15 protein-coding genes are annotated in these 12472 nt (G+C 38.3%); 13 read left to right on the top strand and 2 right to left on the bottom strand.

Annotated features, from left to right (window positions below; genetic code table 11):
* From HNP81_RS23030 to salA, 11 genes are all read left to right on the top strand, one after another.
* The coding region (locus HNP81_RS23030; RefSeq protein WP_182504137.1) for a DNA-directed RNA polymerase subunit alpha at window positions 1-830 on the top strand (830 nt) is incomplete at its 5' end.
* Between the two features lie 87 nt (window positions 831-917).
* Entirely contained in the window at window positions 918-1280 is a 363-nt protein-coding gene (gene rplQ / locus HNP81_RS23025) for a 50S ribosomal protein L17 (RefSeq protein ID WP_028390436.1), read from the top strand.
* Between the two features lie 355 nt (window positions 1281-1635).
* On the top strand, window positions 1636-2475 hold the full coding sequence (locus tag HNP81_RS23020; RefSeq protein ID WP_182504136.1) for an energy-coupling factor ABC transporter ATP-binding protein: 840 nt from the start codon (window positions 1636-1638) through the stop codon (window positions 2473-2475).
* Window positions 2451-3317, top strand: a complete 867-nt coding sequence (locus HNP81_RS23015) for an energy-coupling factor ABC transporter ATP-binding protein (RefSeq protein ID WP_182504135.1) — start codon at window positions 2451-2453, stop codon at window positions 3315-3317. The genes HNP81_RS23020 and HNP81_RS23015 overlap by 25 nt, the downstream gene beginning before the upstream one ends.
* Window positions 3317-4114, top strand: a complete 798-nt coding sequence (locus tag HNP81_RS23010) for an energy-coupling factor transporter transmembrane component T family protein (protein ID WP_182504134.1) — start codon at window positions 3317-3319, stop codon at window positions 4112-4114. Before HNP81_RS23015 ends, HNP81_RS23010 begins: the two co-directional genes overlap by 1 nt.
* A gap of 12 nt (window positions 4115-4126) precedes the next feature.
* Entirely contained in the window at window positions 4127-4876 is a 750-nt protein-coding gene (gene truA / locus HNP81_RS23005) for a tRNA pseudouridine(38-40) synthase TruA (RefSeq protein WP_182504133.1), read from the top strand.
* A 162-nt stretch (window positions 4877-5038) separates the two neighbouring features.
* Window positions 5039-5476 carry a 50S ribosomal protein L13 gene (gene rplM / locus HNP81_RS23000; RefSeq protein WP_028390431.1) on the top strand — a complete coding sequence of 146 codons (438 nt, stop codon included), beginning with the start codon at window positions 5039-5041 and terminating at the stop codon, window positions 5474-5476.
* Window positions 5477-5496: 20 nt separating this feature from the next.
* On the top strand, window positions 5497-5889 hold the full coding sequence (gene rpsI / locus HNP81_RS22995) for a 30S ribosomal protein S9 (RefSeq protein ID WP_028390430.1): 393 nt from the start codon (window positions 5497-5499) through the stop codon (window positions 5887-5889).
* 974 nt (window positions 5890-6863) lie between these two features.
* Window positions 6864-7304: a DUF2521 family protein gene (locus HNP81_RS22990; protein ID WP_312859725.1), complete on the top strand. Its 441-nt coding sequence runs from the start codon at window positions 6864-6866 to the stop codon at window positions 7302-7304.
* Between the two features lie 100 nt (window positions 7305-7404).
* Entirely contained in the window at window positions 7405-8130 is a 726-nt protein-coding gene (gene cwlD, locus HNP81_RS22985; protein ID WP_028390428.1) for an N-acetylmuramoyl-L-alanine amidase CwlD, read from the top strand.
* 112 nt (window positions 8131-8242) lie between these two features.
* Window positions 8243-9301, top strand: a complete 1059-nt coding sequence (gene salA, locus HNP81_RS22980; RefSeq protein WP_182504132.1) for an iron-sulfur carrier protein/transcriptional regulator SalA — start codon at window positions 8243-8245, stop codon at window positions 9299-9301.
* 92 nt (window positions 9302-9393) lie between these two features.
* Here the strand turns inward: salA and gerD are convergent, their stop codons facing one another.
* Window positions 9394-10011 carry a spore germination lipoprotein GerD gene (gerD, locus tag HNP81_RS22975; protein ID WP_182504131.1) on the bottom strand — a complete coding sequence of 206 codons (618 nt, stop codon included), beginning with the start codon at window positions 10009-10011 and terminating at the stop codon, window positions 9394-9396.
* Between the two features lie 148 nt (window positions 10012-10159).
* On the opposite strand from gerD, the gene HNP81_RS22970 reads away from it, so the two are divergent.
* Complete coding sequence (locus tag HNP81_RS22970) at window positions 10160-10843, top strand: KinB-signaling pathway activation protein (RefSeq protein ID WP_182504130.1); 684 nt, start codon at window positions 10160-10162, stop codon at window positions 10841-10843.
* Window positions 10844-11029: 186 nt separating this feature from the next.
* Here the strand turns inward: HNP81_RS22970 and pdaB are convergent, their stop codons facing one another.
* The gene (pdaB, locus tag HNP81_RS22965; RefSeq protein ID WP_182504129.1) at window positions 11030-11782 is read right to left on the bottom strand and encodes a polysaccharide deacetylase family sporulation protein PdaB; all 753 of its coding nucleotides are present in this window, start codon (window positions 11780-11782) and stop codon (window positions 11030-11032) included.
* Between the two features lie 131 nt (window positions 11783-11913).
* Between pdaB and HNP81_RS22960 the strand changes: the two genes are divergently transcribed.
* Window positions 11914-12153 (top strand): hypothetical protein, encoded by a 240-nt coding sequence (locus tag HNP81_RS22960; RefSeq protein WP_182504128.1) that lies wholly within the window; start codon window positions 11914-11916, stop codon window positions 12151-12153.
* The last annotated feature ends 319 nt before the right edge of the window (window positions 12154-12472 follow it).

Raw genomic sequence — 12472 nt, 5'->3', positions numbered from 1 at the left:
CCTTACGTCGTATTCTTTTATCCTCACTCCCAGGTGCTGCTGTCACATCTATTCAAATTGATGGAGTGCTGCATGAGTTCTCAACAATTGAAGGCGTCGTAGAAGATGTAACTTCTATCATTCTTAATGTGAAAAAGCTTGCTCTAAAGATTTATTCCGATGAAGAAAAGACGCTTGAAATTGATGTGCAGGGTGAGGGAGTTGTTACAGCTGCTGATATCACTCATGACAGTGACGTGGAAATCCTTAATCCGGATTTGCATATTGCTACTATTGGGAAAAACGGTCATATGCGTATGCGTTTAATGGCTCGTCGTGGCCGCGGTTATACTCCTGCTGATCAAAACAAAAGAGAAGATCAGCCAATTGGTGTGATTCCAATCGATTCGATCTATACTCCTGTAGCTCGTGTTTCCTACCAAGTTGAAAATACTCGTGTAGGCCAAATGACCAACTTTGACAAATTAACGTTTGATGTTTGGACAGATGGAAGCAATGGACCACAAGAAGCAGTTGCTCTTGGGGCTAAGATTTTAACTGAGCATTTGAATATTTTCGTTGGATTAACTGATGAAGCTCAAAATGCTGAAATTATGGTAGAAAAAGAAGAAGACCAAAAAGAAAAAGTTCTTGAGATGACTATCGAAGAACTAGATCTTTCAGTCCGTTCTTATAACTGCCTAAAACGTGCTGGAATCAATACCGTTCAAGAGCTTGCTCATAAAACGGAAGAAGACATGATGAAAGTACGAAATCTAGGTCGCAAATCACTTGAAGAAGTGAAAGCGAAACTTGAAGAACTAGGCTTAGGTCTTCGTAAAGATGACTGATGACTAGTCGGCTAAGCTGAACTAGGCATTTTATTGTAAGCCTCGAACGATGAATATTTAACTTCTATAGAAGGAGGGAATCTCTAAATGGGTTACAGAAAGTTAGGACGCACTAGCGCTCAACGTAAAGCATTACTTCGTGATTTAGCTACTGATTTAATCATCCATGAGCGCATTGAAACTACAGAAGCACGTGCTAAAGAAATCCGTTCTGTGGTTGAAAAAATGATTACTCTTGGTAAACGTGGTGACTTACACGCTCGTCGTCAAGCGGCTAGCTTCATCCGTAAAGAAGTGGCTAACGCTGAGAATGGGCAAGATGCTCTACAAAAATTATTCAGTGACATCGCTCCTCGTTACGAAGAACGTCAAGGCGGTTATACTCGTATTTTGAAAATGGGTCCACGTCGCGGAGACGCTGCACCAATCGTAGTAATCGAGTTAGTTTAATTACAGCTTTGAAGAGGGCTTAGGACAGTTGAACAAAAACTTGTTCTTCGTCCTTTTCTTTTATATACAACTAGAATAATCATACAAGAAATCGCTATTTGAGTGTTATGATGGCTGGCATGCAGTCTGATTGTGTCTTCACGTCTAGCTCAAGTACCCCTTCCCGCTTATGTAAGCGTAATAAGAATATACCCATTTATCGAAATGAGTATGAGGAAAAGCTGCTCTTAATTTACCGAAATGTTTCGGTGGAAGGGGTGCAGCGTTTTTTTATATTCAAAAACAAGTATGGTTTCATTTCGACCTGAGCTGAGATATGATAAGAATAGGATAGCTGAGGATAGGAGAGAGCATAATGGCGAAGAAACTTGTTTCATTAGAAAATATTGTTTTCAAATATGAAGGTCAAACAAGAAACGCAGTCGATCATGTTTCTTTTGACATATACGAAGGTGAGTGGCTTGCGCTTGTAGGTCATAACGGTTCTGGTAAATCAACATTGGCAAAACTTCTTAATGGTCTTCAATTTCCTCAAGAAGGGTCCATTCTAGTCAATGGAACTGAGTTGACAGAAGAAACGGTTTGGGAAGCTAGGAGCAAAATTGGTATGGTTTTTCAAAATCCAGATAATCAATTTGTTGGTGCTACTGTTCAGGATGATGTGGCTTTTGGTTTGGAAAATGCGGGTATTCCGTTACCAGAAATGGTCAAAAGGGTGCAGAATGCCTTGAACAAAGTGAAAATGGGGAGTTTTCTCAATCAAGAGCCGCACCATCTATCTGGTGGTCAAAAGCAGAGAGTAGCAATTGCTGGTGTTATAGCTTTACAGCCGGATTTGATAATTTTAGACGAAGCGACTTCTATGCTCGATCCAAGAGGTAGGGAAGAAGTACTTGAAACGGTTAGAGAACTGAAAGAAGAAAATCTTTTGACAGTAATTTCTATTACCCATGATCTTGAAGAAGCTGCAAAAGCTGACAGAATGATTGTGATGAATGAAGGGAAACTTTATCGCCAGGGAATACCAACTGATATTTTTCAAATGGAAGGTGAGTTAATAGAGCTAGGTCTTGATATCCCTTTTTCCGTCAAATTAAGTAAAGAATTTAAAGAACATGGTATTGGATTAGTAAAAAGCCATTTGACAGAGGAAGAGTTGGTGAGAGAGCTATGCGAATTACACTCCAAGATGTAGAATATCGATACCAAATAAACACGCCGTTTGAACATTTAGCTTTGCATGACGTGAATATAGACATTGAACCTGGATCATATACAGCAATTATTGGGCATACAGGTTCAGGAAAATCGACATTGCTTCAACATTTTAACGCATTGTTAAAGCCGACAAAGGGTTCCGTCACGATTGGTGATCGTAGAATTGAGTCTGGTCGTAAGGAAAAAGAACTTCGGGGAATTCGGAGTAATGTTGGGATTGTATTTCAGTTTCCTGAGCATCAGTTATTCGAGGAGACGGTTGAAAAGGATATTTGTTTTGGCCCTATGAATTTTGGGGCTTCAGAGAAAGATGCAAAGGATCGTGCAAGAAAAGCGTTAAAACAGGTAGGTATGGCTGAAGAGATCCTAGAGAAATCTCCTTTCGACTTATCTGGCGGACAAATGCGCAGAGTGGCGATAGCAGGTGTTCTCGCGATGGAGCCAGATGTTCTTGTTTTAGATGAACCGACTGCAGGCTTAGATCCCCGAGGTAGGATGGAGATTATGGACATGTTTTACCAGCTCCATAAAGAAAGAGGTATTTCAACAATCCTCGTCACCCATAGTATGGAGGATGCAGCACGTTATGCAGATGAAATCATCATTATGCATCGAGGCACTGTATTTAAAAAGGGGACACCCCTTGATATTTTTTCACAGCCAGAACAACTGTTAGAATTAGGTCTTGACGTTCCAGATACTGTCCGTTTTCAATTAAAGCTGCAAAAAGAATTAGGAATTCGTTTTGAGCGGATTTGTTTATCGGTTGACGATCTGGTTTCTGAAGTTAAAACAGTAATGGGACGGGGGAATCAATAATGCTAGATAAAATGATCCTCGGTAGATATGTTCCTGTTGATTCTACTGTTCATAAATTGGATCCGCGTTCAAAGCTGCTTCTTGTTTTTCTATTTGTATGTATTATTTTTTTGGCGAACAACTTAGTCACTTATGGATTGGTTGGATTATTTACCCTTTTATTGCTGATGCTTTCGAAAATACCCATTCGTTTTTTATATAATGGGCTAAAGCCAATTTTATTTCTCATTGTTTTTACATTTATTCTTCATATTCTGTTTACAAAAGAAGGGGAATTGCTGTATAAGCTAGGTTGGTTAGAGATTTATGATGGGGGCTTGAGACAAGGTCTTTTCATTTCACTACGATTTACATTTTTAATACTTGTTACTTCATTACTAACTTTAACAACGAATCCAATATCTATAACAGATGGGATGGAGACACTTCTGCATCCTTTTAAAAAGTGGAAGCTACCTGTACATGAGTTGTCGCTTATGATGTCGATTGCACTACGCTTTATTCCAACTTTAATGGAAGAGACTGACAAAATTATGAAGGCACAAATGGCAAGAGGCGTCGACTTCACTTCAGGGCCATTAAAAGAGCGGATTAAAGCCATTATCCCATTATTAGTCCCATTGTTTGTGAGCGCATTTAAGAGGGCAGAGGAGCTTGCGATTGCAATGGAAGCTCGCGGCTATCGCGGTGGCGAGGGGCGGACAAAATACCGCCAATTAAAGTGGCAAACAGCTGATACTTTATTGATGCTTTCTTTAGTAGTTTTGACAATTTTCTTAGTTTTATTACGTTCATGAAGAGGGTAGATCATGCAAAGATATAAATGTACAATCACTTATGATGGCAGCCTTTTTGCTGGCTATCAAGTGCAGCCAGATAAACGAACAGTCCAAAGTGAGCTTGAAAAGGCGCTTGCTAAAATGCATAAAGGCGAAAATGTAAAGGTGACTGCTTCTGGGAGGACGGATGCTGGTGTCCATGCGAAAGGACAGGTCATACACTTTGATTCTCCGTATACTTTTCCAGCAGAGAAGTGGGAGCGTGGGCTAAATGCATTACTCCCTGATGATATCGTTGTACTAAATTCGTCAATATCTGCTAATGATTTCCATGCCCGTTTTGATGCAGAAGGCAAGGAGTATCGATACTATATCAGTCGTAGTCATCATAAGGATCCGTTTCGTCGTAATTATGTGTACCACTTTCCGTATGCTTTAAATGAAACCTTCATTCGTCAGGCGATTTCTTATTTGATTGGCACACATGACTTTTCTAGTTTTTGTGCTTCTAATACAGACGTGAAAGATAAAGTACGAACCCTTCATGAAATTGACTTTTATGAAGAAGGGGACTTGTTTGTTTTCCGCTTTAGAGGCACAGGCTTTTTGTATAATATGGTTCGAATTCTAGTCGGAACTCTTCTTGAAGTCGGGAATGGGAAAAGGGAGGCTAGTGACATTCCAATGATTCTTGAAAAAAAAGATCGTGGAATGGCAGGAAAAACTGCACCTGCACAAGGATTATATTTATGGGAAGTCTATTATGGTGCTGGAAATTAAAGTTTATCTTAAGACAACTAAACCTGGTGTAACATTTACTTGACAATATAAGTGGGAGCATATAATATAATATGGTATGTATTTTAATCCCGCGATAAGCCCCGGAAAGTTTATTGTGATTGAAAATAAATATAATGTGAAACAATTTTTAGGAGGGTAATCATGCGTACGACATTTATGGCAAAAGCTAATGAAGTTGAACGTAAATGGTATGTAATCGATGCTGAAGGTAAAACTTTAGGTCGTCTTTCTACTGAAGTAGCATCCATTTTACGTGGCAAAAACAAACCAACATTTACACCGAACGTTGATACTGGCGATCATGTAATTTTAATCAATGCAGAGAAAATTCATTTAACTGGGAACAAGTTAAATGACAAAATCTACTACCGTCACACTATGCATACAGGCGGACTTAAAACAAGAACTGCTCTTGAGATGCGTACAAACTATCCTGTGAGAATGCTTGAGCTTGCTATCAAAGGAATGCTTCCAAAGAATTCTCTAGGTCGTCAAATTTTCAAAAAATTACACGTATATGCAGGACCTGAGCACCAACACCAAGCTCAACAACCTGAAGTATACGAATTACGCGGATAATTATTAAGGAGGTTACTATCTTGGCACAAGTTCAATATTATGGTACTGGTCGCCGTAAGAGCTCAGTAGCTCGTGTACGTTTAGTACCAGGCGAAGGTCGCGTCGTTATTAACGGTCGTGAAATTAATGAATACATCCCATTTGCAGCGCTACGTGAAGTTGTTAACCAACCACTAGTTGCTACTGAAACTACTGGAACTTATGACATTCTTGTAAATGTTAACGGTGGTGGATACACTGGTCAAGCTGGCGCAATCCGTCACGGTATCGCACGTGCATTGCTTCAAGTAGATCCAGAATTCCGTCCAGCTCTTAAATCTGCTGGATTACTAACACGTGACCCTCGTATGAAAGAACGTAAAAAATACGGTCTTAAAGGCGCGCGTCGTGCACCTCAGTTCTCAAAACGTTAATTTTATTATCGTTTCAAGGCTCTCGAACCTTTGGTTTGGGGGTTTTTTTTATACTTGGAAAAGGCTTTTGACCAAATTTTGACCACGGAAATATTATTTATGGCCGCATCTCATAGCTCATTGTACCTTTGAAATTTTTGTGCAGTTTGCTCTTTAATAGTATTCTGTGGCATGAGTAGTTATTCGTTGTCATTTGAATATCAGGGTCTTATTAACTTCTTATGTACTAATTAGACACTTGTCGCTGTTAGACATAGACGGGAAGCTTGTAAATGAAGAAATCCGTATATAACGGAGAAGGGGGATTAAGTAAGCACAATTCGATGGGAACGATCATCTTTATAGGAAATTACTTTATTTTTCATTAATTCCTATTGATGCAAGATAAGATTCATTTTGTAGAAGTTGCCCTTATTAAAAAAGAAAGTTCTTTTTTACATGAATTAAACGATTTGAATCCATCGGGTTAAGCGTTTAAATCTGAAAGTTTCATTTTGTGAATTATTAGATAATGTGGACGGCATTTATGGAAAGGGGAGTTAATGAAATTGAAAAAGCTTTGAATTGGGGATGGATAATAAAAAAAGAGGATCTCCCAAAGGGTCCGCCCCCAACTATACAACGATTAAATTGTGTAGTGTGGGAATGGGTCCTTATGAAGAGATCCTAATCACGACAAAATCATGGCTTACCAACCGAAATCTATCGTGTTAATTAGAGTTTATATCAAATGTCGTATTTTGTCGAAGGAGAAAGATTGGTGTCTATACCAAAATTTAGGTCTAAACTGACTGGATATTGTCTGTTCAGCGAAAATGCTTTGTTAAATGTTGATAATAACTATAAAAAAGATTTGGCCTCATAATACAAATTTCCATCTAATAACTAGAATTGCTATCTCAAGCTCGCAGACACTATAGGTAAGCCGGGAAATAACTCGGGAAATGGGGTCTGACCCCTTGGAGGTGCTGTTAGTGATTATAGAGGGTTTCGAGAAGCGTCGGAGGGAGCAGCAGATTAAGTATGAGCGTAGGTTGCTTCGGGATTTATCTGTAGAAAATATGCGGAGCAGAATCCGGGAGTTTTTTGGCCCTAGTTCATTTAACGGGATCCGTGTTTCTGAAGTGCTTGAGGAAGGCTGTTTTGATGTGGCTATCGAGAGCTATTTGCTTGGAGGGCATTTTAGCAGATTTGGTTATTATGGTGAATCTGAAGATATGGTGAGGGCTCGATGCCAACAAGAAGAGACGCATCTTATTGATACTCTATTTAATTTTATTCTTTATTGGGGGAAGATTGGTGAACAAGAGCTATACAATGATAGTCTTTACTATAGATGTAGTGTGTACGTTGAAATGTGGTGGAAGGAAGGATTTCGAACAGGGGAAAGATCGTATAAATTAAGACTGCACTAATGTGAGCCATTTGAAGAGTCTCTAAACAGCTTGTTCTACTTTTTATCAAGTACACATACTTTATATTATATAGGACTAGGACAAGCGAGAGGTGAACTAAATGGTTAGAAAATTGAAATATACGGGAGTGGCTCTTGCTCTGATTGCACTTTTCTTAATTGTGACGTTTAAATTTATGGAAGATGATTCTTGGAATGCATGGAACCTTCCGTTGTCCGGGAAAATAATTGTTTTAGATGCTGGACATGGCGGATTGGATGGGGGAGCCTCTGCTGAAAAAGTTTTAGAAAAGGAAATTTCGCTAGCAGTAACTATGAAAATAAGGGACTTACTACAAGAGCAAGGGGCACTGGTTCTAATGACAAGGGAAAGTGACAAGGACCTTGCAGACGAAAGTACGAAAGGGGTTCGAAAGCGAAAACAGGAAGACTTACATAATCGAGTTGCCTTTATTAACGAATCGAATGCCGACTTATTTCTTAGTATTCATCTTAATTCCATTCCTTCAAAGAGATGGAAAGGAGCTCAAACGTTTTATACACGTAGGTTTGAAGAGAATGAAAAGGTGGCAAGATTTATTCAAACTGAAATTATTCGAAATTTAGAAAATACGTCTCGGGAAGCAAAAACCATTGATCAAGTGTATGTAATGTCCAACGCAAAAAAACCAGGTGCATTAGTGGAGATTGGCTTTCTTTCTAATGATGAAGAAAGAGGAAACCTAATCCAAGAATCATATCAGGAAAAAATTGCAGCGGCTGTTTACAATGGAGTATTACGATTCTTTACAGAGGATTCAGATGAGATTCACGAATATAAAGAATAAATCGACATATAAAAATTAGAAAACAAGTTCAGGAGCTAGCCAATAAGTAAATATTAGTGGATATGGTATACTACTATTGGAAACGAATTCATTTAAGGTAGGTGCCTATATCATGTTAACTGAAGAGAGTATCGTGGAAATATTAAAGGATTTTAATGATCCTTTCCTTCATAAAAGCTTGGTTGAAACAAATGGAATTCTTGAAGTCAAAATTAAACCTGAAAAAAGTCATGTAAGTGTAAAAATAGCAATTGCAAAAACAGGAACGTCTGAACAATTGCAATTACAAACGAAAATTGTAGATGCATTAAAGGAGAGAGGTGCATCTTCGGTAGGTATTCGCTTTTCTGAATTGCCGGAAGCTGAATTGGCTAAGCATCGTGACAGTTTGCACGAAGAAGCTGAAATGGGCTTATTATCACCTGCGAGTAAGACGGCATTTATTGCAATCGCTAGTGGTAAAGGTGGTGTAGGGAAATCGACCGTATCGGTGAATGTGGCAACTGCATTAGCTCGGCTTGGAAAAAAAGTAGGCCTTGTGGATGCTGATATTTATGGATTTAGTGTTCCTGATATGATGGGTATATCAAAACGACCTATAGTTCGTGGTGAGAAAATTATTCCCGTTGAGCGATTTGGCGTGAAAGTCATTTCAATGGGCTTTTTTGTAGAAGATAATGCACCGGTTATTTGGCGTGGACCAATTCTAGGGAAGATGCTGAATAGTTTCTTTAATGAAGTAGAGTGGGGAGAGCTTGACTATTTACTTCTCGATTTACCTCCTGGAACAGGGGATATTGCGTTAGATGTACATACTATGCTTCCTTCATGTAAGGAAATCATTGTGACAACACCTCATCCAACTGCAGCATTTGTAGCGGCAAGAGCGGGGGCGATGGCAATTAAAACTGAGCATGAAGTCATTGGAGTTGTTGAGAATATGGCATTTTTTGAAAGTGAAATAACAGGTGAAAAAGAATATGTTTTCGGTAAAGGCGGAGGAGATAAATTGGCAGAAGAGCTTCGCACAGAAGTGCTAGGACGTCTGCCTCTTCAACAGCCGGACTGGAATGAAGCTGACTTTGCTCCATCCATTTATGCAGAAGACCATCGTTTAGGTAAAATTTATACAGAGATAGCCAATAAGATCATTCATAAAATCGATAACTAAGCAAATTTGTACGTCTTTGATCTATTTTCAATACGATGTAAATGTTAATAAAGTGGTTGTAGGGACTAGTACATCTTGCTAGTCCCTACAATTTAACTTCCTCCGCCACCGCTTCCAGTATCTCCCCCTGAACCTTTCTTCTTATCATTAGACTTTTCGTCCGTTTGCATTTTGGTTGCAGCTTTTATGAGAATGTCTTGCATTTTTGCCTTCACTAAAGGGCTGTCCATCGTTTCAAGAAGCGTTTCTTTATAAATAGAGCGGATTTCATTGGATTTTAATAACTTATTTATTTCGGTTTGGAATCCAGGCTCTTTCATAATGTCCGTAATCAATTCACGATAGTTTGGATCTTTGGCTAGGTCCTTTAAAAGTTGCTCATGTTCCTTTTTTAAGCTTTTTGCGTAGTTAGCGGCAAATTTGGGATCTTTGAAGGAATTTTCCCAGAACTTCTGGCCTTTATCTGATGTAATCGTTGTTTCTACAGCTTTGGTAACAACATCTTGATCTAAAATTAGCTTACTTTTAATCGATTCGTCAGACAGGACATCCTGGATAGCCTTTTTGCCATCGTCTGTTTTTAAAATATCAACAACCATTTTTTTTGTTTCTTCATAATCCATTTTCGCTACGCTTGTTCCGCTTTGGGTACAGCCGGAACCTACGAGGCAAAACATAGAGAACAATAATAAAATAACACTATATCTCATGTGTTAAGAGCCCCCCTTTCCTTTCAATTCATCATATATTTAATATGGATCAGAATAATGATTTTATGCGTCTTGAGAGAAAGGTGGATTTTTTACAAATGGGTTGGTAAAATTAGAGAAAGAAAATGCTTACTTTTGGGGGAAAATAATGAATAGCCGTAATATTGTTCGCTTATTTATATCAACGCTACTTGTAGGAGGTATAACAGGAGGTATTGTCGGTTTCGCTGTACGGTGGGAGGAATTTACTTCATTTGATTTAGTAGAGCTTTTATCCGTCTTTGTGTGGCTTGTAGGGGTAGGGTTAATTTTCAGTGTAATTAGTCAAGCTGGTTTCTTTGCCTATTTAACCATACACCGATTTGGGCTTGGGATCTTTAAAAGTACCTCATTGTGGAATGGGATTCAAATTGTTTTGATTGCATTTGTTCTAGGGGACCTTGTGTATTTTCGATATATGAATTTCGCGGATAAGGGTGAAGGGGTCTTGCCATTTGTCTATCCAGCGGTGTTTTTACTCATCTTTGGGGCGATTGTCGCTTATTTCAAAGTTAAGCAAACGAATAAGCAAGCGTTCATACCCGCTCTTTTTTTTATGACAGTTATTACTGTGTTAGAGTGGGTTCCTGTTTTGCGTTCAGATGATGATAGCTGGTTGTACTTTATGCTATATCCATTGTTAGCATGTAATGTGTACCAATTGTTGATTCTCAATCGGTTGATCGATGCTTCTCAAAAAGAATTGGCTACGAAGAGGGCAAAACAAGCAACTATTACAAATAAGATGATGACCCAAAAGAAAAAAGATCAAATCAATATCAAAGAGGTTTAATCGTTAAAAGAGCGGCGCAAAGTCATGTCTTTGTGTCGCTCTTTGTCTATGTTTATCCTGCATTAGCGGGCGGTAAGACACTTATAACTTATGAGGTACAAAGATGGTAGGGGGAGAAAGCTACCTGTAAACGGAACCTACCATCAGTGGGAATGAAGGAAAAGACCCACTGATGGAAGTTTCACTTTACTGAATTTCCTCATGTTTTGTACTGGAATTTGAAATCATCTCTGAAACTGTAACGAAATTAAGATCTTTAGAGCGGAGTTCTTGAATGAGTTCTGGTAATGCCTTATTTGTTTGTTTTGCTGAATCAGACGCATGCATAAGAACTATATCGCCCTTATTTGCTTTATCAACATTTTGGACAATGGCATTTACACCCGGATTCGTCCAGTCTTTTGAATCAACGCTCCAATGAACAATTGTATAGCCAAATCGTTCTCCAATCTTTAGCAGACGTTTATCGAAGTGTCCCGTTGGAGCGCGAAGAAGTTTAATGTCCGTAACATTCAACTTCTTAAATGCTTCCTGTGCCTTGGAAATATCTTTAATGATTTCTTCATCTTCTAAATCAGAATAATCTACATATGAATACCCCAAAATACCAATTTCATAACCTTCTTTTACTATGGTTGCTACAATTTCTGGATGGCGTTCGGCCCATGACCCCGAAAGGAAAAAAGTAGCTGATGTGATCTTTTCGTTTTTTAGTGTTTTAAGTATAGGAGAAGCCTGTTTATCCCCCCAACCGATGTTGAAGGTGAGAGCAATGTTTTTTTCACCCTTATATACTGCCTTTGGCCCATCGGGTGTAGAAAAAACAGGAGCATGAAGAACGTTTTGAAGAAATAAAAACCAAGCAGCAAATAACGCAGCTAGTATAACTACAGCATATCGTTTAATTGACTGAGCTCTTAAAACCCAGAAAAAATTCATCAACATCACCTCGTCCAATACTCTTGTCTCATATCTATTCAAATAAACCCACATTATGACTAATAAGAACTCCAAGATGAATTAGAAATCAGGAGATTGGAAATAATAGGAGGAAAGAGGAGTTGGTATGTATGATAGGGTTAATGGTTAATGAAATGGAGCAAAAAGAATTGGAATATGTTTTAAAACGTGAACTTGATGAAATTCTGTTTGATTTTCAGGATGCCAGAATCGACGCCTTTGTTAAAAGGGCGATGGAAGAAAGATATAAAATCCTGTTTAACCTATTTAAAAGAGTCGCACCGTCATCGGAATGCATGAAATATGTGAGAAGCAAGAAGCGTAATTTAGAGAAGAAGGACTCAGTTTAATTAATATTTAAAAATCATTCTATAAAAATGTATTGACTATTTTTCGTATCATTGCTATATTATAAAAGTCGTTAAACACACATTCTTTAGAAAATTTTAATTTAATTTTTTTTAGAAATATTATTGACGGCAATTGAAAGATCTGATAAGATATAAAAGTCGTTTGTAAAAAATGGCAAATTGCTCTTTGAAAACTGAACAAAACAAAGCGCCAACGTTTAAATTTAAGTGAGTACACACTATAAAAACAATGAGCAAGTCAAACACTTTTTGGAGAGTTTGATCCTGGCTCAGGACGAACGCTGGCGGCGTGCCTAAT

The organism is Peribacillus huizhouensis (assembly GCF_014138605.1).
Taxonomy (GTDB): Bacteria; Bacillota; Bacilli; order Bacillales; family DSM-1321; genus Peribacillus; species Peribacillus huizhouensis.
Note: the sequence above shows the minus strand (reverse complement) of the source record. Positions and strands in the feature narration are given on the sequence as shown.

What these genes read in the sequence shown, in the direction of transcription:
- rplM (WP_028390431.1), top strand. Translation starts at nt 5,039, where the DNA reads ATGCGTACGACATTTATGGCAAAAGCTAATGAAGTTGAACGTAAATGG.
- pdaB (WP_182504129.1), bottom strand. Translation starts at nt 11,782, where the DNA reads ATGAATTTTTTCTGGGTTTTAAGAGCTCAGTCAATTAAACGATATGCT.
- gerD (WP_182504131.1), bottom strand. Translation starts at nt 10,011, where the DNA reads ATGAGATATAGTGTTATTTTATTATTGTTCTCTATGTTTTGCCTCGTA.
- salA (WP_182504132.1), top strand. Translation starts at nt 8,243, where the DNA reads ATGTTAACTGAAGAGAGTATCGTGGAAATATTAAAGGATTTTAATGAT.
- cwlD (WP_028390428.1), top strand. Translation starts at nt 7,405, where the DNA reads ATGGTTAGAAAATTGAAATATACGGGAGTGGCTCTTGCTCTGATTGCA.
- HNP81_RS22960 (WP_182504128.1), top strand. Translation starts at nt 11,914, where the DNA reads ATGATAGGGTTAATGGTTAATGAAATGGAGCAAAAAGAATTGGAATAT.
- HNP81_RS22970 (WP_182504130.1), top strand. Translation starts at nt 10,160, where the DNA reads ATGAATAGCCGTAATATTGTTCGCTTATTTATATCAACGCTACTTGTA.
- rplQ (WP_028390436.1), top strand. Translation starts at nt 918, where the DNA reads ATGGGTTACAGAAAGTTAGGACGCACTAGCGCTCAACGTAAAGCATTA.
- HNP81_RS23015 (WP_182504135.1), top strand. Translation starts at nt 2,451, where the DNA reads ATGCGAATTACACTCCAAGATGTAGAATATCGATACCAAATAAACACG.
- HNP81_RS23020 (WP_182504136.1), top strand. Translation starts at nt 1,636, where the DNA reads ATGGCGAAGAAACTTGTTTCATTAGAAAATATTGTTTTCAAATATGAA.
- truA (WP_182504133.1), top strand. Translation starts at nt 4,127, where the DNA reads ATGCAAAGATATAAATGTACAATCACTTATGATGGCAGCCTTTTTGCT.
- HNP81_RS23010 (WP_182504134.1), top strand. Translation starts at nt 3,317, where the DNA reads ATGCTAGATAAAATGATCCTCGGTAGATATGTTCCTGTTGATTCTACT.